This is a genomic window from Mycolicibacterium chubuense (genome assembly GCF_001044255.1).
GTDB classification, from domain to species: Bacteria; Actinomycetota; Actinomycetes; order Mycobacteriales; family Mycobacteriaceae; genus Mycobacterium; species Mycobacterium chubuense.
Map to the genome: position 1 here is coordinate 1 of NZ_JYNX01000036.1, position 18,416 is coordinate 18,416.

Annotated in this window: 24 protein-coding genes and 1 pseudogene; 4 read left to right on the top strand and 21 right to left on the bottom strand. The window is 70.0% G+C overall.

What is annotated here, in order from left to right:
- The 12 genes and pseudogenes from MCHUDSM44219_RS13250 to MCHUDSM44219_RS13300 all read right to left on the bottom strand — a co-directional run.
- On the bottom strand, positions 1–127 hold a 127-nt coding region (locus tag MCHUDSM44219_RS13250), incomplete at its 3' end, for a helix-turn-helix domain-containing protein (protein ID WP_048418721.1).
- On the bottom strand, positions 114–567 hold a 454-nt coding region (locus MCHUDSM44219_RS30995), incomplete at its 5' end, for an oxygenase MpaB family protein (protein ID WP_236695450.1). The genes MCHUDSM44219_RS30995 and MCHUDSM44219_RS13250, both read right to left, overlap by 14 nt.
- A gap of 1 nt (position 568) precedes the next feature.
- A pseudogene (locus MCHUDSM44219_RS31000) lies at positions 569–1,017 on the bottom strand (oxygenase MpaB family protein); the annotation flags it as partial.
- A 116-nt stretch (positions 1,018–1,133) separates the two neighbouring features.
- Positions 1,134–1,388, bottom strand: a complete 255-nt coding sequence (locus MCHUDSM44219_RS13260) for a hypothetical protein (RefSeq protein ID WP_048418722.1) — start codon at positions 1,386–1,388, stop codon at positions 1,134–1,136.
- Positions 1,385–1,885, bottom strand: a complete 501-nt coding sequence (locus tag MCHUDSM44219_RS13265) for a transport-regulating membrane protein Mce1N (RefSeq protein ID WP_048418723.1) — start codon at positions 1,883–1,885, stop codon at positions 1,385–1,387. The genes MCHUDSM44219_RS13260 and MCHUDSM44219_RS13265 overlap by 4 nt, the downstream gene beginning before the upstream one ends.
- Complete coding sequence (locus MCHUDSM44219_RS13270) at positions 1,882–2,313, bottom strand: hypothetical protein (RefSeq protein WP_172506313.1); 432 nt, start codon at positions 2,311–2,313, stop codon at positions 1,882–1,884. Before MCHUDSM44219_RS13270 ends, MCHUDSM44219_RS13265 begins: the two co-directional genes overlap by 4 nt.
- A gap of 18 nt (positions 2,314–2,331) precedes the next feature.
- Positions 2,332–2,745 carry a hypothetical protein gene (locus MCHUDSM44219_RS13275; protein ID WP_048418724.1) on the bottom strand — a complete coding sequence of 138 codons (414 nt, stop codon included), beginning with the start codon at positions 2,743–2,745 and terminating at the stop codon, positions 2,332–2,334.
- Positions 2,742–3,722 carry a porphobilinogen synthase gene (gene hemB / locus MCHUDSM44219_RS13280; RefSeq protein ID WP_048418725.1) on the bottom strand — a complete coding sequence of 327 codons (981 nt, stop codon included), beginning with the start codon at positions 3,720–3,722 and terminating at the stop codon, positions 2,742–2,744. Before hemB ends, MCHUDSM44219_RS13275 begins: the two co-directional genes overlap by 4 nt.
- A 14-nt stretch (positions 3,723–3,736) precedes the next feature.
- Positions 3,737–5,407, bottom strand: a complete 1,671-nt coding sequence (locus MCHUDSM44219_RS13285; RefSeq protein ID WP_082162187.1) for a bifunctional uroporphyrinogen-III C-methyltransferase/uroporphyrinogen-III synthase — start codon at positions 5,405–5,407, stop codon at positions 3,737–3,739.
- Between the two features lie 8 nt (positions 5,408–5,415).
- Positions 5,416–6,351, bottom strand: coding sequence for a hydroxymethylbilane synthase (hemC, locus tag MCHUDSM44219_RS13290; protein WP_048418727.1), 936 nt, complete (start codon positions 6,349–6,351; stop codon positions 5,416–5,418).
- Positions 6,348–7,718 carry a glutamyl-tRNA reductase gene (locus MCHUDSM44219_RS13295; protein ID WP_048418728.1) on the bottom strand — a complete coding sequence of 457 codons (1,371 nt, stop codon included), beginning with the start codon at positions 7,716–7,718 and terminating at the stop codon, positions 6,348–6,350. Before MCHUDSM44219_RS13295 ends, hemC begins: the two co-directional genes overlap by 4 nt.
- A 56-nt stretch (positions 7,719–7,774) precedes the next feature.
- Positions 7,775–8,029, bottom strand: coding sequence for a glutaredoxin family protein (locus MCHUDSM44219_RS13300; RefSeq protein ID WP_048418729.1), 255 nt, complete (start codon positions 8,027–8,029; stop codon positions 7,775–7,777).
- A 39-nt stretch (positions 8,030–8,068) separates the two neighbouring features.
- Here MCHUDSM44219_RS13300 and MCHUDSM44219_RS13305 point away from each other — a divergent pair, with 39 nt between their 5' ends.
- Positions 8,069–8,974 (top strand): HAD family hydrolase, encoded by a 906-nt coding sequence (locus MCHUDSM44219_RS13305; RefSeq protein ID WP_048418730.1) that lies wholly within the window; start codon positions 8,069–8,071, stop codon positions 8,972–8,974.
- A gap of 59 nt (positions 8,975–9,033) precedes the next feature.
- Complete coding sequence (locus MCHUDSM44219_RS13310) at positions 9,034–9,573, top strand: FAS1-like dehydratase domain-containing protein (RefSeq protein ID WP_048418731.1); 540 nt, start codon at positions 9,034–9,036, stop codon at positions 9,571–9,573.
- Positions 9,574–9,586: 13 nt separating this feature from the next.
- Here MCHUDSM44219_RS13310 and MCHUDSM44219_RS13315 read toward each other — a convergent pair whose 3' ends face one another.
- From MCHUDSM44219_RS13315 to MCHUDSM44219_RS13350, 9 genes are all read right to left on the bottom strand, one after another.
- The gene (locus MCHUDSM44219_RS13315; RefSeq protein ID WP_048418732.1) at positions 9,587–10,651 is read right to left on the bottom strand and encodes a lysophospholipid acyltransferase family protein; all 1,065 of its coding nucleotides are present in this window, start codon (positions 10,649–10,651) and stop codon (positions 9,587–9,589) included.
- Positions 10,652–10,706: 55 nt separating this feature from the next.
- Positions 10,707–11,786 carry an SDR family oxidoreductase gene (locus tag MCHUDSM44219_RS13320; protein ID WP_048418733.1) on the bottom strand — a complete coding sequence of 360 codons (1,080 nt, stop codon included), beginning with the start codon at positions 11,784–11,786 and terminating at the stop codon, positions 10,707–10,709.
- Between the two features lie 27 nt (positions 11,787–11,813).
- Positions 11,814–11,915: a 30S ribosomal protein bS22 gene (locus MCHUDSM44219_RS28905; protein WP_003402602.1), complete on the bottom strand. Its 102-nt coding sequence runs from the start codon at positions 11,913–11,915 to the stop codon at positions 11,814–11,816.
- Between the two features lie 110 nt (positions 11,916–12,025).
- Positions 12,026–12,289: a helix-turn-helix domain-containing protein gene (locus tag MCHUDSM44219_RS13325; RefSeq protein ID WP_043404963.1), complete on the bottom strand. Its 264-nt coding sequence runs from the start codon at positions 12,287–12,289 to the stop codon at positions 12,026–12,028.
- A gap of 139 nt (positions 12,290–12,428) precedes the next feature.
- Complete coding sequence (gene proC / locus MCHUDSM44219_RS13330) at positions 12,429–13,301, bottom strand: pyrroline-5-carboxylate reductase (RefSeq protein ID WP_109777766.1); 873 nt, start codon at positions 13,299–13,301, stop codon at positions 12,429–12,431.
- A gap of 34 nt (positions 13,302–13,335) precedes the next feature.
- Entirely contained in the window at positions 13,336–14,157 is an 822-nt protein-coding gene (locus tag MCHUDSM44219_RS13335; protein WP_048418735.1) for a thioesterase family protein, read from the bottom strand.
- A gap of 16 nt (positions 14,158–14,173) precedes the next feature.
- Positions 14,174–15,019: a sugar phosphate isomerase/epimerase family protein gene (locus MCHUDSM44219_RS13340; RefSeq protein ID WP_048418736.1), complete on the bottom strand. Its 846-nt coding sequence runs from the start codon at positions 15,017–15,019 to the stop codon at positions 14,174–14,176.
- Between the two features lie 4 nt (positions 15,020–15,023).
- Positions 15,024–16,271, bottom strand: a complete 1,248-nt coding sequence (locus MCHUDSM44219_RS13345) for an Rv0497 family membrane protein (RefSeq protein WP_048418737.1) — start codon at positions 16,269–16,271, stop codon at positions 15,024–15,026.
- Between the two features lie 27 nt (positions 16,272–16,298).
- Positions 16,299–17,291, bottom strand: a complete 993-nt coding sequence (locus MCHUDSM44219_RS13350; RefSeq protein WP_048418738.1) for a Ppx/GppA family phosphatase — start codon at positions 17,289–17,291, stop codon at positions 16,299–16,301.
- 12 nt (positions 17,292–17,303) lie between these two features.
- On the opposite strand from MCHUDSM44219_RS13350, the gene MCHUDSM44219_RS13355 reads away from it, so the two are divergent.
- Both MCHUDSM44219_RS13355 and MCHUDSM44219_RS31005 read left to right on the top strand, forming a co-directional pair.
- Complete coding sequence (locus tag MCHUDSM44219_RS13355) at positions 17,304–18,101, top strand: DUF3109 family protein (protein ID WP_048418739.1); 798 nt, start codon at positions 17,304–17,306, stop codon at positions 18,099–18,101.
- A gap of 56 nt (positions 18,102–18,157) precedes the next feature.
- Positions 18,158–18,397: a YciI family protein gene (locus tag MCHUDSM44219_RS31005; RefSeq protein ID WP_236695454.1), complete on the top strand. Its 240-nt coding sequence runs from the start codon at positions 18,158–18,160 to the stop codon at positions 18,395–18,397.
- The last annotated feature ends 19 nt before the right edge of the window (positions 18,398–18,416 follow it).

An 18,416-nucleotide genomic window follows, 5' to 3' on the forward strand; every position in this document is an offset into this window, starting at 1 on the left:
AGATCGTGGTGCGGCTGACCCCGGCACGGCGGGCGACGTCGTCGAGGGCGACACGGCGGAAACCGTGCCGCTCGAACTCGACGACGGCGGCGTCGAGGATCTGCGCGGTGGCGTCAGCCGCGGGCATAGCCCTTGACCGCGTAACCGCTCATCCGCACCCGCATCGGCAGGCGATCCCAGAGCCAGTTCACCGGCCGGGACCGCCACAGCGCCGCGAAACGCTGATAGCGCCGCTCCTGCTTGTCGCTCCACGGCAGGTTCAACAGGTCGCGGGCGCGCGGCGGCAGCCCGCCGGTGGTCAGGAACGCTGCGAGCGGGTTGAACACCGGAGAGACGATGCGCCACACCAAGGGGTGCACCGCCTTGGGCGTGGGGAAGCCCTTCGTGACATAGCCGACGCCGTACTTCGCCGACGGGTGCGCGACGAGCACCCGCTCCATCATGGCGTCCCAGTACTGCTCGAACTCGGCATAGGTGGCCGGCATCGGACGGTCGCTGACGCCGTAGCGGCGGTACCACGTCTTGGACTCCAGCCAGATCTGCTCGAGATCGGAAGAGCACACGTCTNAGCCCGGCGCCGGGTCCGACCTGGCGGCGCTGACGACGCGTGCAACGAAGGTCGACGGCGAAGTAGTAGATCTGCTCGACGAAAGTGGCGTGCGCCCAGAAGTAGGTGTCGGGATCGAGTGCGTGGTAGCGGCGATCCGTTCCGGGCATCTCGCCTTTGACATGGTGGTGGAAATCGCGGACCCGGGTGCCCGCATTGTCGTCGTCGGAGCCGTACACGGTGTTGAAGATGGGCGGGATCGTGCGCCGCAGGCGTTCGGCGGTGTCGGCGAAGAACGTCGAGTGGTCGTACACGCCCTGACCGAGCTCGGCGAGCATGTTCTGCAGCACGGCCGGGCGGGGCCCGATCAGATACATGCGGTTGTCGCCGAAGTACTTCCACACCAGGGAGCCGGGGCCCAGCGGCAACGCGTCGTCGAGCGGTTCGGTCTGCTGCGCCAACTCGGTCATGAGCGACAGTGTTACAGATTCTGCACTCTGTACCAAGAGCGGTGTGGCGAGGGACACAAGCCGCAGCCGTTGAGAAGCCAGGGCTGTGATGAGGGCCCGTCGAGCAGCCGGGAATGCTATTCCGCGGAAGACGGGGACGGGGTGCGGCGCAGGTGGGCGATGCCCAGCACCGCCAGCACCCCGGCGATGGTCGCGAGCAGCAGCGACAGCGTCAGCATCGGGGTGTTGTACACCACCGACATCGTCGACGGCTGACCCTCGAGCAGGGGTGCGACCACGACCTGCCTGCTCGCCGAGAGCCAGCTGAGCACGCAGCCCACCGCGGCGAGCACCGCCAGCGTCAGCTCGACGACCGCGCGCCTGCGCCTCACGGCGTGCGCTCCGGCGGGATGCGCTCCTCGACGATGTTCGTCAACGCCGCCCGCAGCTGCTGGTGCTTGCGTGCCCACGCCTGCGCGGTGCGGTCGTTGGACAGTTTCAGTCCGATCCCCGTGCGACCCCGCGGGACGCCGGTGAGCTCGCCCAGCGCGCGCGCGTACTGCCACTTCGGGGCCTCCGCGCCCTCGGCCTCCGGGTACACCCGCAGGATCTCGCTGGTACGGATCGTCTCGGTGCCCTGGCGCAGCGCGTCCGCGGTCAACTCGACCGAGGTGTGGATGCGGGCGGCCTTGACCTGGATCGCCAGGAAGCCCGACACCAGCACGAAGAACGCGCCCGGCACCACCCACTGGATGCCGTAGCCCGCCGACAACTGGATCAGGGCCATCGAGATGCCGGCCGCGGGCCCGGCGAGCACCCACAGCCAACTGGCGCCCTGTTCGGTGAACAGGGGCTCCGTGGCCGGCCCGGTGGCGACGGGTTCGGTCATGCCACACCCCCGCCCACCTGGTCGTACCACGCCCGGGCCATCAGCGCCGCGCCGACCAGCACGGGCAGCAGCCCCAGCAGGATCAGCGGCTGGGCCACCCCGACCCCGATCGCCAACAACAGCACGACGGCGACCAGGGCGAACGCCATGCCGAGCAGTGCGAACCGGAATCGTCCGTCACCGCGGCGGGCCCGGCCCGCGAGGAACGCCAGCGCCCCCGCGGCCAGCACCGCTCCGATGCCGGTCAGGCGGTAGACGGTGAGGTAGCTGCGCACCCGGTCGTCGCTCATCTCGGACGGGATGGCCGCGCGCGCCGCGTCGTAGGTGGCCGTCGCCGCGAGCAGTCCGCCGACGATCATGATCACCGCGCCGCCGACGAAGCACCAGAACGCGGCGTCGACGAGGCGCGGGCGGGAGTGGGTCGGCATCGGGGTCAGCGTAGCCAATCAGCGGGTGAAGAAGTCGTGGGCGTCCTTGCGGTGCAGCAGATAGGTTCCGCCGCCGATCAGGACCGACCCGATGATCACCGCCGCGGCGTAGCCCAGCGCGGCGGCCTCGTGCCGGTCGACGGTGAACAGGTCGCTCACCGAGTAGACGACCGTCGCGATCGCGCCGCCGGTCAGGGCGGTCCGTGCCCAGCGGTAGCCGTGCCGCATCAGGATCAGGAACGTGACGACGACGGCCGCCAGGAGGACGACGAACACGACGTTGATCGCCAGCAGCAATCCGGTCGCGCGCTGATCGCCGGTGAGCAGGTCCACCAGATATCCCGCGATCATCAACGGCAACGCGACCACCCACAGCCAGAAGCCGGTGTCGACGTCGGGCGGGCGTACCGGTGGCGCCGACGGGTCCGTCACGCGAGTCGACGGGCCACGTCGACGGCCCAGTAGGTGAGCACGATGTCGGCGCCGGCGCGGACGATGCCGGTGAGCGTCTCGAGCACGACGGTGTCCAGGTCGATCCAGCCGTGCTCGGCCGCCGCGCTGATCATCGAGTACTCCCCCGACACCTGGTAGGCCGCGACGGGCACCGGTGAGCGGTCGGCGGCGGCACGGACGATGTCGAGGTAGGCCATCGCCGGCTTCACCATGATGATGTCCGCGCCCTCGTCGATGTCGAGGTCGACCTCGTGCAGCGCCTCGCGGGCGTTGCCGGGCTCCTGCTGATAGGTGCGCCGGTCGCCCTGCAGGCTCGAGGACACCGCCTCGCGGAACGGGCCGTAGAAACCGGAGGCGAACTTCGCGGCGTAGGCCAGGATCGCGGTGTCGATGTGCCCGGCGGCGTCGAGCCCGGCCCGGATCGCGGCGACCTGCCCGTCCATCATCCCGCTCGGCCCCACCATGTGGGCCCCCGAATCCGCCTGTGCCACAGCCAGTTCGACGTAACGCCGGTTGGTCGCGTCATTATCTACTCTGCCGACCCGGTCCAATACGCCGCAGTGCCCGTGGTCGGTGAACTCGTCGAGGCAGGTGTCGGCCATCAGCACGGTCGCGTCGCCGAGATCGCCTGCGAGGTCGCGCAGTGCGACGTTGAGCACCCCGTCGTGGTCGGTGCCCGCAGACCCGCGGGCATCCTTGTCCTCGTCGCGCGGCACCCCGAACAGCATCAGCCCGCCGACACCGGCCTCGACCGCCTCGGCGGCGGCACGGCGCAGCGACTCACGGGTGTGCTGCACGACGCCGGGCATGGAGGCGATCGGCCGCGGTTCGTCGATGCCGTCGGCGACGAACATCGGCAGCACGAGTTGCCGTGGCGCCAGCGTGGTCTGCGCGACAAGCCGGCGCATGGCCGGGGAGGATCGCAGCCGTCGCGGACGATGACTCGGGAAAGGCATGACCGTCCTGTCGATCAGCGGCGGCGGCTCTTCTTCCGCGGCGGGGGTAGCGCACCCTCGGCGCGCAGCCGGGCGGCGTGCTCGGCGAGCGCCTCGACGAGCGGTCCCACCGCGGCCACCTCGGGCTGGACGTCGACACGCAACCCGAATTCGGCTGCGGTTTCAGCGGTTTTCGGCCCGATGCACGCCACGATCGTGCGGGCGTGCGGCTTGCCGGCGATGCCGACGAGGTTGCGCACCGTGGAGCTCGACGTGAAGCACACCGCGTCGAAGCCGCCCGTCTTGATCATCTCGCGGGTGTGCGCCGGCGGCGGGGCCGCGCGCACGGTCCGGTACGCGGTGACGTCCTCGATCTCCCAGCCCCGTTCGCGCAGCCCCTCGGCCAGCGTCTCGGTGGCGATGTCGGCGCGCGGCAGCAGCACGCGGTTCACCGGGTCGAAAACATCGTCATAGGGCGGGAATTCGTCGAGAAGGCCCAGCGACGACTGCTCACCGGTGGGCACCAGCTCCGGGTTGATGCCGAAGGCGCGCACCCGATCGGCAGTCGCCTGCCCCACGCAGGCGATCTTGACACCGGAGAACGCGCGGGCGTCGAGACCGAACTCGTTGAACTTCTCCCACACCGCACGCACCGCGTTGGTGGAGGTGAACACCACCCACTGGAACCGGCCGTCGACCAGACCCTTGACGGCCCTTTCCATCTGGGCCGGGCTTCGGGGCGGCTCGACCGCGATGGTCGGCACCTCGATGGGCAGCGCGCCGTGGCCGACGAGCCGATCGCTCATCTCACCCGCCTGGTCCTTGGTGCGCGGCACCAGCACGGTCCAGCCGTACAGTGCGCGGCTCTCCCACCAGTTCAGCTTGGCGCGGTTCGCGACGGTCCGGCCGATGGTCACGACCAGCGTGCCGGTCAGCGGGCCCGACGGCTCGACACCGGCCGGCTTGTCCAGCACCGCCTTGTCCAGCAGACCCGCGAGCGTGGTCTCGACCGAGCGCTGCTGGCACGTGGTGCCGTTGGCGGTGACGACGGCGGGGGTGCTGTCGGCCAGCCCGTACTCGATCAGCGTGCGTGCCGCCTCGGGCAGATGCGAGGCGGTCGCGTGCAGGATCAGCGGCCCGGGCGCGGCGGCCAGTGCGGCCCAGTCCACGTTCGGGTCGCGGACGTCGGCGACGGTGTGCGACGACCCCAGCGGCAGTCCCGCATAGGTCGGCACGGCCGACGTGTCGGGCAGACCGGGAACGATCTCGAACGTCAGCTGCGTGCGGGCCAGCGCGTTGATCTCGGTGATCACCGCGTCGATCGACAGCGGGTCACCGGCCACGAGGCGGACCACGTCGACCCCGGTGCGGGCCTCGGTGGCCAGCGTCTTGGCGACCTCGGCTGGGTCGCCGAGCGCGGGCCGGATGTCCGGGCCGCCGGGGATGACGGGTTCGGCCGCCTCCGCGGGCGCGGCGTCGGTGGCCGCAGCCTCCGGGGCGCCCGCCGCCGGAACGGGTCCCGACGGCGGTGGCAGCTCTGAACCCGCGAGGGCGAGCACCGCTTCCGGTACATCGGGGTCGGTGAAGACGAGGGCGGCGTTGGCCAACACAGCACGGGCGCGCGTCGTCAGCAGGCCCGGATCCCCGGGCCCGGAGCCGACGAACGTGATGCGGCCGGGCTTGCCCTTGCGTCCTCGCAAGGTCATCTGGCGAGTCATGTACCTCTCCCGCGTTCGTCCAACAGGTCCCGTGCTCCCAGCTCGAACAGTTCCGCGGCCACCGAGAGCCCCAGCTCCCGTGCCCGCTCGGGTGTTCCGATACCGGACGCCCGGATCACGTCGGATCCGTCCAGCGTCGCCACGCAGCCGCGCAGCGACAGCTCTTCGAAGACGCGGCCGTCCTCATCGATCGACTCGACCACCTCGGCGATCGCGCCCACCGGTGCGGAGCAACCCGCCTCCAGTTCGGCGAGCAGGGTCCGCTCTGCGATGACCGCAGCCCGGGTGTCGGCGTCATCGAGTTCCGCCAACAGTTCGGCCAGGCCGGAGTCACCGGCACGGCACTCGACTGCCAACGCACCTTGAGCCGGCGCCGGCAACATCTGTACCGGTTCCAGCGTCTCGGTGACGGCGTCGAGGCGACCGATGCGGGCCAATCCCGCCCGGGCGACCACGACGGCGTCGAGAACACCGCTGCTTACCCTGTTCAACCTGGTATCTAGGTTGCCTCGTAGGGGGCGGATTTCCAAACCGAGACCCAGTGCTCTAAGCTGCGCGGTCCGTCGCGGGGACGAGGTGCCGATCACCGAACCGGTGGGCAACTCTCCGAGCACCATCCCGTCCCGGGCCACCAGCGCGTCGCGGGCGTCCTCGCGCACCGGGATCGCGGCGATGACGAACCGCGGATCGGGTGCGGTCGGCAAATCCTTGTAGGAGTGCACCGCCATGTCGACGGTGCCGTCGGCGATGGCTTCGCGCAGTGCGGCGGTGAACACCCCGACGCCGATGTCGGCGATGGGCGCCTGCGACCGATCGCCGTCGGTGGAGACGATCACGAGTTCGGCGTCGTGCCCGGCGGCGATGAGCGCGTCGCGGATGGAACCGGCCTGGGTGGTGGCCAACAGACTGCCCCGCGTGCCGATGCGGATCACTCGGTGCTATCGAGATCGGTTGTCAGCAAGGGGATCTCACCCACCGCGACGGCTCCCAGCTCGCTTCCGGCCACGGCGTCGACGGCGTGCTGGTCGAGTTCGAACAGTTCGCGCAGCGCCTCGGCGTAGCTGTCCCCGCCGGGCGCGCTGGCCAGCTGCTTGACGCGCACCGTCGGCGCGTGCAGGAGTTTGTCGACGACGCGGCGCACCGTCTTGGCGACCTCGTCGCGGTGCGCGGAGTCCAGCCCGGGCAACCGGTTGTCCAGCCGCAGGAGTTCGGCCTCGACGACGTCGGCGGCGCGCTGGCGCAGCGCGGTGACCGTCGGGGTGACCTCCGCCATCCGCTGGCCGGCCAGGTAGTCGGCGACCTCGGCGGCGACGATCGAGCGGGCGGCCTCGGCGTCGGAGGTGGCGGCGCGTGCGGTCGGTTCCCGCAGGATCCGCTCCATGTCGATCACGTACACCCCGGGCAGCCCGGCCACCGCGGGGTCGATGTCGCGGGGCATACCGAGATCGCACATCACCAGCTGCTTGCTGTTGCCGAGCCGCTGGGCCAGGCCGCGGTGCACGTCGGCCAGCGACACCACCGGACGGACCGCGCCGGTGCAGCTGACCACCACGTCGGCGTCGGTGAGCAGCGGCGGCAGGTGGTCGAACGGGTACGCCTCGGCGGTGACGCCGTGGCCGCGGATGGTCTCGGCCAGCCGTTTGGCGCGCGGCAGCGAGCGGTTCACCACGTGGATGCGTTCGATCCCGGCGCGCATCAGCTGCCGGGCGGCCAGGGCGCCCATCGACCCGGCGCCCACGACCACCGCGGACCGCCCGGCCAGCGAGCCGATCCGGGCCTCCGCCATGTCCAGCGCGACGGAGACCACGGACGCGCCGGCGGCGTCGATGCCGGTCTCGGAGTGCACCCGCTTGCCGACCGACAGGGCCCGCTGGGACAGTTCGTGCAGGGTGCGCCCGACCGTGTGGTTCGTCTCGGCGGTCGCGTAGGCCCGCCGCACCTGGCCCAGCACCTGGGCCTCGCCCACCACGGCGGAGTCCAGCCCGCTGGCGACCGCGAACAGGTGCTCGACGGCGGCTTCGGCGTAGCGGACGTAGGCGTACCTGGTCAGATCCTGCAGCGACATACCGGAGTGCTCGCTGAGCACCTGACCGATCACCGACAGACCGCCGTGGAACGCCTCGACGACCGCGTACATCTCCACCCGGTTGCAGGTCGACAGCACCATGGCTTCGGTGACCAGTGAGGACTGCAGAACCTGCTCGATGATCTTGGCCTGATCGGCCTCGTCGGTGCTCAGTTGTTCGAGCACGGACACCGGCGCGCTCCGGTGCGAAACCCCGAAAAGCAGTACGCTCACGGCTTCCTCACCACCCCACCAAGGTAGTCGTTCACCAGCTGGCCTTCCAAATTTGCTCAGCCGGCCAGATCGGCCCGCAGCCGGGCCTCGTCGACCTCCCAGTAGCTGTGTTCGGCGCCGTCGAGGAGCACGACGGGCAGCCGGTCGCCGAACTCGGCGCGAAGTGCGACGTCACCGGCTGCGGCGGCCTCGTCGACGTCGGTCACGGTCAGCCGGAATCCGAGCTCGTCGCCCAGTTCGGCCAGCCGCGTCGCGGCGGCCTGGCACATCGGACATCCCTGGCGAGTGAGCAACTGCACAGCGCGATCCACCCCGCCAGTATCGCGACCAGGTGACTTACTGTTGTAGCCGTGTCCGATATCGGGGGCTTGGGCGTCGGGACCGACGGCCGTTCGCAGCAAGTCGCGGGCGAGGTCAGCGCAGCGGTGGCCGCCGAGGGCCTCGTCGAGCCGGCCGACGAGCTGCCGGGTCCGCCGCCTCCGCCGCCCGACCTGACCGCGGCGGCGTTCTTCGACGTGGACAACACTCTGGTGCACGGCTCGTCGCTGGTCCATTTCGCGCGCGGCCTGGCCGCCCGCGAGTACTTCACCTACAAGGACCTCGCCCGCTTCGCCCTGGCCCAGGCGAAGTTCCAGCTGACCGGCCGGGAGAACAGCGACGACGTCGCGGCGGGCCGGAGCAAGGCGCTGGCGTTCATCGAGGGCCGCTCGACCGCCGAGCTGGTCGCCCTCGGCGAGGAGATCTACGACGAGATCATCGCCGACAAGATCTGGCCGGGCACCCGTGCGCTGGCCCAGATGCACCTCGACGCCGGCCAGCAGGTGTGGCTGGTCACCGCGACGCCGTACGAGCTGGCCGACACCATCGCGCGCAGGCTGGGGCTGACCGGCGCGCTGGGCACGGTCGCCGAGTCGGTGGACGGGGTGTTCACCGGCCGGCTCGTCGGCGACATCCTGCACGGCACCGGCAAGGCGCACGCCGTCCGGTCGCTGGCCATCCGGGAGGGGCTGAACCTGCGCCGCTGCACCGCCTACTCCGACAGCTTCAACGACGTGCCGATGCTCTCGCTGGTGGGCACCGCGGTGGCGATCAACCCCGACGCGGACCTGCGCGACCTGGCCCGCGAGCGGGGCTGGGAGATCCGCGACTTCCGCACCGCCCGCAAGGCGGCCCGCATCGGGGTGCCGTCGGCGCTGGCGCTGGGCGCGGTCGGCGGTGCGCTGGCCGCGGCGGTGTCGCGCCGGGACAGAAAGTAGCCGGGGGCGGCGCTGATAGGCTCGCGCCGCCACCGCCGAGCAACGGAGAGTATCGCCGCATGGCCATCGCTGCGAACATCATCGGAACCCACTACCGGTATCCGGACTACTTCGAGGTCGACCGCGAGAAGATCCGCGAGTTCGCCCGCGCGGTCAAAGACGACCATCCCGCGCACTACAGCGAGGAGGCCGCGCAGGACTGCGGCCAGGACGCGCTGATCGCGTCCCTGACGTTCCTCGCCGTGGCCGGCAGGCGCGTGCAGCTGGAGATCTTCAACCAGTTCGACGTGCCGATCAACATGGAGCGGGTGCTGCACCGCGACCAGAAGATCAAGTTCCACCGGCCCATCGTGGCGGGCGACAAGCTGTTCTTCGACTCGTACCTGGACTCGGTGACCGAATCGCACGGCGCGGTCGTGACCGAGGTCCGCGGCGAGGTCACCGACGAGCGGGGCGAACCCGTGCTGACGAGCGTGGTGACGGTGATGGGCGAGGCGCAGTCGGACACCGAGGCGGACGAGGTGAGCGACCGGATCGCCGCGGCGCGCGACGAGGCAATCCGCAAGATGGTTGCCAAGCAAACAGCCCAGGCGGACTGAACGGCGCGACCGCTCAGCCGAAGAACGTGTTCCGGCGGTTCGCGAGCAGCTGGTACAGCGTCTGCTGGATGGTCTCGCGCACCTGATCGGTGAGCTCGAAGGTGATCATCGGGTCCTCGGCGGCCGACTCGTCGTAGCCGGCGGTGTCGATCGGCTCCCCGAACTGGATGTACCACTTCGACGGCAGCGGCACCACGCCGAGCGGACCTGCCAGCGGGAACAGCGGCGTGACGGGGAAATACGGCAGGCCGAGAAGCCGCGCCAGCAGCTTGACGTCGGCGACCATCGGGTAGATCTCCTCCGAGCCGACGATCGAGCACGGCACGATCGGCGCCTTGGTGCGCAGCGCCGCCGAGACGAAGCCACCGCGGCCGAATCGCTGCAGCTTGTAGCGGTCCTTGAAGCGCTTGCCCAGGCCCTTGTAGCCCTCCGGGAACACCGCGGTCAGCTCCCCGGCGGCGAGCAGCCGGTGCGCGTCGTCGGTGCAGGCCATGGTGTGGCCGGCCTTGCGGGCGGCCTGCCCGACGCCCGGCATGTCGAACACCATGTCGGCGGCCAGCAAGCGCAGGTCGCGGTGCGCCGGATGATGGTCGCGGACCGCGACCGAGGTCATCAGACCGTCGAACGGCAGCACGCCGGCGTGGTTGGCCACCACCAGGGCCGCGCCCGTCTCGGGGAGGTTCTCGATGCCGCTGACCTCGACCCGGAACCACGAGTTGAAGAACACCCGCAGCAAAGGAAGGAAGATTGCGTTGTTGAGATGCGGGTCGAAGCCGAACTCGTCGACGGTGTAGTCGCCGGTCATCCGTTTGCGGATGAAATCGGCGACGGCGCCGATCCGGGTGGCGAGTTCGTTGGGCGCCTCCTCCGCGGTGCCCGCGCCACCTGCGCGGTGCGCGTCGATGTCGCGGACGACGGCGGCGAGCTCCTCGGCCGTGGCGCGGCCGTCGGCGTCGCCGATCAGCGAGGGATGTCGGCGCGATCGGTCGACCCGCTGGGCCGCTGCCCGCCGGGATGCCGCGCTACGCCCCGAATTGGAGTGCAGCGGAATGACTTTCGCTTTCGACTCGCCCGCCACAGTTTCCGTTTCCCTCTTTCTCCGGGTGTCCCCGCCCCCACGCGTGGCCCTGAGTCTAGCGTCCGAATCGCTGAGCCGCCGCTACAGCGCGGTGCTCCACAGCAGAAACCCAGCGCGGATCCACGATGGGCTTCAATCCCCGTCCCCGCACATAGTCGTCGAAGGCCTCCGCCGTCGTCCACTTGGGCGTGTATCCGAGCTCGGTGCGCATCCGTGTGGTGTCCATGACGCGGCCGTAGCTGAGGTAGTCGAGCTGCTCCCGATCCAGTTCGCTGTTACGGGTGGCCCGCCACAGCGAATCCACCGCCACCAACGCCGACCGCGGCAGGGGCAGCGCCAGCCGGCCCGATCGGCGGATCGCCTGGCTCATCATGATGATCCCGGACGCCCCGATGTTGAAGGTGCCGGCCTTGCCCGCCATCGTGGCCCGCTCCAGCGCCCCGAGCGCGTCCTGCTCGTGCAGGAGCTGCATGCGTGCGTCGTGGCCGATGACCGTCGGCACCACGGGCCCGGCCAGGTACCGCGACAGGGCGGTGTCCATGGCGGGCCCGATCATGTTGGCCAGCCGCAGAATGGTGACCGCGATGTCGGGCCTGCGCCGGCCCAGCCCACGCGCGTAGCCCTCGATGTCGATGCTGTCGCGGGCGAAGCCTTCGCCCGGCGGTCTGCGCCGGCTGCGCGCCTCGGTGAAGAGCACCGGATCCCGCGACGTCGAGCCGTAGACCTCCGACGTCGACTTGAGGATCACCCGGCGCACCGACGGCGCCTTCTGGCAGGCGGCGAACAGCTGGATCGCGCCCATCACGTTCAGTTCCTTGAGCGTGGCCCGGCCGCCGGAGCGGGGCGCGTACGACGCGGCCGCGGCGTGCACCACGGTGTCGACGTCCCCGTTGCGGATCACCTTGGCGATGAACGGATTGCGGATGTCGGCGCGGACGAACTCGGCGCGCCCCATCCGGCGCAACAGGTCCTTGCTCGGGGCGATCGCGTCGACCGCGATCACGTGATTGATCAGCGGGTTCTGCGCCAGTCGGGCCGTCAGGTAGCCGCCGAGGAATCGGCAGGCTCCCGTGACGAGCACGACCTTCGGGTAGTTCAGCCCGTCAGATCCGCCCGAGGTGCCTCCAGCATCCATCTCCGACACCCTACGGGCGCGTCGCGACTACTTGCCGAGTTTTCTGCGCTGCACCCGCGTGCGACGAAGCAGCTTGCGGTGCTTCTTCTTCGACATGCGCTTGCGACGCTTCTTGATGACAGAACCCATGAACTCCGCTACCTAAGTGTTGTCGTGACGAGCGTGAAGGAATCTCGTCAGCCTCGACCGGCCACCTTACCGAAGGGCGGATTGACCACGAAATCCAGCGTCAGGCGCGACTAGCCGGCGTCGAAGTACGAGCTCTCCAGCATGTCGTGGACCGCCTTGGCGTGGACGCGGAACGACCGACCCACCCGGACCGCCGGCAGCTCACCGTTGTGCACCAACCGGTACACGGTCATCTTGCTGACCCGCATGAGGCTGGCTACCTCGGCAACGGTGAGAAATTGAGCTCGAGGCGGCTGGCCCTCGGACTGGCCGGCGTCTCGCGCCGCCTTCCCGCTGGCTGAATCCCGCGCCGACGGCCCGTTCATAGACGTCATCGCAACCCAATCCATCAGGCGCGGGCAGTTCCAGCGGCTTCCCCACCGCTGGCACCGACCCGTGCTTACCACTGGGAGAATAGCGTGGCAGGTGGGGTTACTGCGACGGGTGTGGGCTAATCCGTCCGAAATTCCTGAACTACTCGGGTGTAATTCCTAGCTGCTCAGAGCGCCTTTTCGCGGCCTCGACGGCGTTGGCGACCGCTGCACGCAACCCACCGCGCTCGAGTTCCCGCAGCCCAGCGGCGGTGGTGCCGCCCGGGGACGTGACGGTGGCCCGCAACTGGGCGGGCGAGGTGTCGATCTTTCCGGCCATCGGTGCGTCCTCCCCGACGGCCCCGCCGTCCAACCGCTCCAGCAACATCGCCGCCGAGCCGGCCATCGTCTGCACCACCAGATCGGTGGCGACCGGGCGGGTCAGCCCCGCATCGACGGCGGCGTCGACGAGGGCCTCGACCATCAGGAAGAAGTACGCCGGCCCCGAGCCCGACACGGCCGTCACCGCGTCGATCTGAGACTCGGACACCGTCAGCACCCCGCCGACGGCGTCGAAGAGCGACGAGACGCCCCTGACGTGCTCGGTGGTGGCGAAGCGCCCCGGCGCGACGGCGCTGACGCCGCCACCGACGAGCATCGGCGCGTTCGGCATGACCCGCACGACGGGCGAGCCCGCGGGCAGCTTGTTCTCGTAGTAGGCGGCGCTGACGCCGGCCGCCACCGTCACGAAGATCTGCTCGGCAGCGTCGCTCTCCGCCCGGGCGGCGGTCTCGACGATGTCGCCGATGACGTTGCCCACATCCGAGGGCTTCACGGCGACGATGACGTAGGTGGCGCTGTCGACGGCTTCAGGCACCGAGGTGACCCGCACCGAGTACTTCTCGGCGAGGTAGGTCGACCGGGCGTGATCCTTCTCCGCGACGACGAGGTCCTTGACCTGACGCCCGGCCCGCAGCAACCCCGCCAGCAACGCCTCGCCGATACTCCCGCCACCGATGATCGCGATTCTGGCCATGCCGCACAGCATGTCACGGCCGGATCGGGCCGGCTTATCGGCTCTCCGCTGCCGGCACCAGCGCCAGCTGACGGGTCTGCACGATGATGCGACCCTCGCAGTCGACCACCACGTGGTCCTCGTCGAACCAGTCCTGGCCGATCTGGGTCGTCGTGCACATCACCCGCAGCCAGCCGTCGGCAGGCACGGCCCGCAGGTAGGCCGTCAGCTGCACGGTGGGCGCCCACCCGAACCTGTTGACGCCGAACGTGACCGGCGCCGACACGTCGCCGCACAGCAGCGCGAACAGCACGTCGGGCGCGACCCCCTTCGGCCGTACCCAGTACTCGATCAGCGGCGGTCCGCCGTCGCCGCGCGGGCTGAACGACGTCAGCGAGGGCCGGATGTCGCAGCCGTGCGCGAGATGGACGATGTCGGCCATCGGATGGCCGGGGCCGATCGGCTCGAGCCCGGGCGGCGGGTCGGGGGTCATCAGTGGCAGCACCGGGTTGACCGACAACAGCGGCGGCACATGGTGTTCCGGGGTGCCCATGGTGATCGCGGCACGCAGCGCGGTGCGTGTGCCCTGGTTCAGTTCGACGTCGATCAGGCTGACGCGGCGGCCGCGTTTGCGGACCGTCGTGACGATCTCCATCGGGCCCGGGTCGGGCGCCCACAGGAAGCTGCCCGACACCGCGATCGGCTCGACGCTCGCCTCGCCGAACTCCGTGCGGGCCGCATTGGCGCACAGGGCGAGCATCGCGCCGCCGTGCACCTTGGGCCCGATCGTCCAGTGCTCGTTGAGCAGCCCGTGGTAGACACCGTCGCCGCCGGTTGTCAGCGTCATGGCGTCGGTGAACAGGGTCGAACCCGTCATGTACCGTCCTCGGCTCTCAGCGCAGCAGATGCGCGCGGGCGAACTGCAGCGACTCGGTCAGCAATGCCTCCCGCTCCGCGGCTGAGCGCGCGCCGGAGGTCGTCACCTCGAGGATGACATGGCCGGCGAAGTCGCTCGCGGCCAGCGTCTCGCAGATCTCGACGGTCGGCTGGGTGCCGCGGCCGGGCACCAGATGCTCGTCGGCCGAGGCGCCGCTGCCGTCACACAGGTGCAGATGCACCAGGCCCTCCCCCATGCGGCGGGCCATGTCGACGGCGTCGGTGCCGGCGGTCGCGGTGTGCGACAGATCCAGCGTGTAGTGCGCGTGGCCGCCGTCGAGCGGGTCGTACGACGGGGCGAACGCGGAGATGCCGGGCCCTGGGCTGCCGCCACGCTTGCGCATCCGCTCGATCGACGTCTGCCCCGCACCGAAGAACCGGTCGGCCCGGAACGGGAACATGTTCTCGACCGCGACCATCACGTCGCTGCCGGCCTCGAGCTCGGCCACCTGATCGGAGAACCCCTCGGCGTAGCGGCGCTGCCAGCGGAACGGCGGGTGGACGACGACGGTCTGTGCGCCGAGCTGCTCGGCCGCCCGCACGCTGCGCTCCAGCTTCGGGATCGGGTTGGCCCCCCACACCCGCTGCGAGATCAGCAGGCAGGGTGCGTGGACCGACAGCACCGGCACGTCGTAGCGCCGGGACAGCGCCGCCACCGCGTCGACGTCCTGGCTGACCGCCTCGGCCCAGACCATCAGCTCGACACCGTCGTAGCCCAGTTTGGCGGCGTACTCGAAGGCAGCCTCGGTCTTCAGCGGATAGACCGAGGCCGTCGACAGACCGACCTTGATGGCAGGGCGCACCCGGTCAGCCTGATTGCAGCAGCGCCAGCGGACCGAGGGTGACCAGAGCGCCGACCGCGACCGCGATCAGCGTGCTGCCGATGTCCTCGGTCTTGCGCACCACTCGCACACCGACCACCAGGCCCAGAATCACCAGGACCGAGAGCACCAGCGCGACGATGTTGTTCCACTTCCAGAGCTGGTCGAACGCCACGAACAGACCTGCACCGAACACCACGGCGACGACGCTCTGCCCGACCACCCACAGGCCGTGTACCAGCGGCGACATCTCGCGGGGCTGGTCCTCCTCCTCGTCCTCCTCGTCCAGGTCGAGGTCCTCGGGCAAGGGCCGGGTGCCGCGGCGCGCGACATCGTCGGCGACGGTCTCCCCGCCGAACAGCGGATCGGCAGTGGAGCGTAGGTAGGACGGCAGCTCGTCGTCTGTGGTCTCGGTCTGGGTGTCGGTACCGGTGTCCTCGGTGTCGGTGTCGGTCTCGGTGTCCTCGTGGTTGTCGAGCGCGGCCGCATCGACCTCGGCGTCCTGCTCGGCGACGGGCGCTTCGTCGAGGTCGTCGACGGTGTCCTCGGCCTCGGCGTCGATCGGGTCCGGGCTCATCAGCTCGGCGTCGACGGCGGCGCTGTTCTTGCGGCCGAACCGTCCGAAGGGCGAGCGGCGTGGCGGTGCGACGAACTCGACCGGGTCGGCCTCGGCGTCGCGGTGTTCGACGTGCGCGGCGTACTCGGCCACGGCGTCGGCGTATTCGTCCTCGTCCTCGTGCTGGTCTTCCGCCTCCGGCTCGACGTCGCCGAACTCGACCAGTTCGTCGTCGGCCTCGGTCACCTCGGCCGCGTCGGCGAGCTCATCGGTCTCGGACTCGGCCTCGGACTCGGCCTCGGCCTCGGTCTCGATCTCGGTTTCGGTTTCGGCCTCGGGCTCCGTCTCGACGTCGGCCTGGGGCTCGTGCTCGGGTTCGGTCTCCGGCTCGGCGACGAGGACCTCGCCGTTGCCGACCTCGCCGTTGCCCGTCGCGGTGTCCTGATCGTCCTGGGCTGCTACCTGCTCGACCTGCTGCTCGTCGCGCGTCGGCGCCGGTTCGTCGGGCCGGACGATCGGGATCTCACCGGTGAGTTCGGCGACGGTGACGGCATCGGCGTTGCCGCGGCGCCGGCGGCGCCTGCCGCCGACCGGGGGTGCGCCGATCGTGCCGTTCTTGGCCAGCAACTCGGCGACCGAGATCGGCCGGGTGTTGCTGTACTCATCTGATCCAGTCATCGCCTGCTTGCCTTTGAGCCTCGCTGCTTACCGTCCAGCATTGCGCACTGACATCCGCCGGGAGGCCGTTTCACCGCCCACAAGGGCCGTGCCGTCGGCTTCGCTGTCGAGTTTGCGCAGAATCAATCCCTCCCGCAACGCCCAGGGACAGATGTCCACACTTTCGATACCGAGCGCCTTCATGCTCGCCTCGGCGACCAGTGCGCCGGCGACGATCTGCGGTGCACGGTCGGCGCTCACCCCTTCCAGTTCGGCACGGTCGGACGCGGTCATCCTAGAGATGAAAGCTATGAGCTGACGAAGACCCGCGGCGGTCAGGGTGCGCTTGACCCGCGGCCCGGCCCCCGAGGGCGCGGCGCCGGTGAGCCGGGCCAGCGAACGAAACGTCTTGGACGTGGCAACCGCAAGATCAGGGCTGCCGGCCTCGGTGATGGCGGCGCCGGCCTCGGAGAGCTCGTTGGCCAGCCAGTCCCGCAGCATCGCCACGCGCCGGCGTCCCGGTGGATCGTCGGGCAGCCACTCGCGGGTCAGCCGGCCCGCACCGAGAGGCAGCGACATCGCCACGTCGGGTTCCTCGTCGACCCCGCTGGACAACTCCAGCGAGCCGCCGCCGATGTCGATGTTGATGATGCGTCCGGCGCTCCAGCCGTACCAGCGCCGCACCGCGAGGAACGTCAGCCGCGACTCGTCGACACCGGTGAGCACCCGCAGATCCACGCCGGTGTCCGACTTCACCCGCGACAGCACGTCTTCGGAGTTCTTCGCATCGCGCACCGCCGACGTCGCGAACGCCATCAGCTCCGAGCAGCCAGAGCTGGTCGCGATCTTGGCGAACTCGTCGATGGTGCCGATCAGCTTGTCGGCGCCGCGGCGGGTGAGTTTGCCCGAGGTGTCGATGGCCTCGGCGAGCCGCAGCGAGGCCTTCGTCGAACTCATCGGCGTCGGGTGCCCACCGCGGCGGGCATCCACCACCAACAGGTGGACGGTATTGCTGCCCACGTCGAGCACGCCTAATCGCACCCGTCCAACCTAATGGGTCTACCGTGGAAAACCGTGACTGGACCGTATCCGGGTGAGGTGGAACTCGATTTCGCCCGCGAATGGGTGGAGTTCTACGACCCCGAGGACCCCAACCATCTGATCGCCGCCGATCTGACGTGGCTGCTGTCGCGCTGGACGTGCGTGTTCGGCACCCCGGCCTGCAAGGGCACGGTCGACGACCGTCCGGACGACGGATGTTGTTCGCACGGAGCGTTTCTCTCCGACGACGACGACCGCGCCAAACTCGACGACGCGGTGAAACTGCTCACCGACGACGACTGGCAGTTCCGGAGCAAGGGGCTGGGCCCGAAGGGCTACCTGGAGTGGGACGAATACGAGGACGAACCCACCCTGCGCACCCGGAAGTACAAGGGCGCGTGCATCTTTCTGAACCGGCCGGGGTGGCCCGCCGGTATCGGGTGCGCGCTGCACACCAAGGCGCTGCAGATCGGCGTGGAACCGCTGACCCTCAAGCCCGAGGTCTGCTGGCAGCTGCCGATCCGGCGCACGCAGGAGTGGGTGACGCGTCCCGACGGCTCCGAGATCTTGAAATCGACCATCACCGAATACGACCGGCGCGGCTGGGGTGAGGGCGGGCTCGACCTGACCTGGTACTGCACCGGCGATCCCAACGCCCATGTCGGCGAGAAGCCGGTGTGGCAGTCCTACGCCCCGGAGCTCACCGAACTGCTGGGCGAGAAGGCCTACGCGGAGTTGGCGGCAATGTGCAAGCGGCGCACCGGCTTGGGCCTGATCGCCGTGCACCCCGCGACGCGGGCCGCTCAGTGAGCGAACAGCTCTTCCTGTTCCGGCTCATTCCGCCGCGCGCCGACTTCGCGCAGACGATGACCGATGCCGAGCGCCAGGCGATGGACGGGCACACCGAGTACTGGCGGCGACTGCTCGCCGAGGGCCGGGTGGTCGTCTACGGACCGGTCGCCGACCCCGAGGGGGTGTGGGGGCTCGGCGTGCTGCGCGGCGCGGACCGCGCCGAGGTGCTCGCGATCGGTGAGGCCGATCCGTCGGTGGTCGCCGGGGTCAACTCGTTCGAGGTGCTCGAGATCCTCGGCGGCAGGACCGGATAGCCTCCCACCCGCCGGGGCG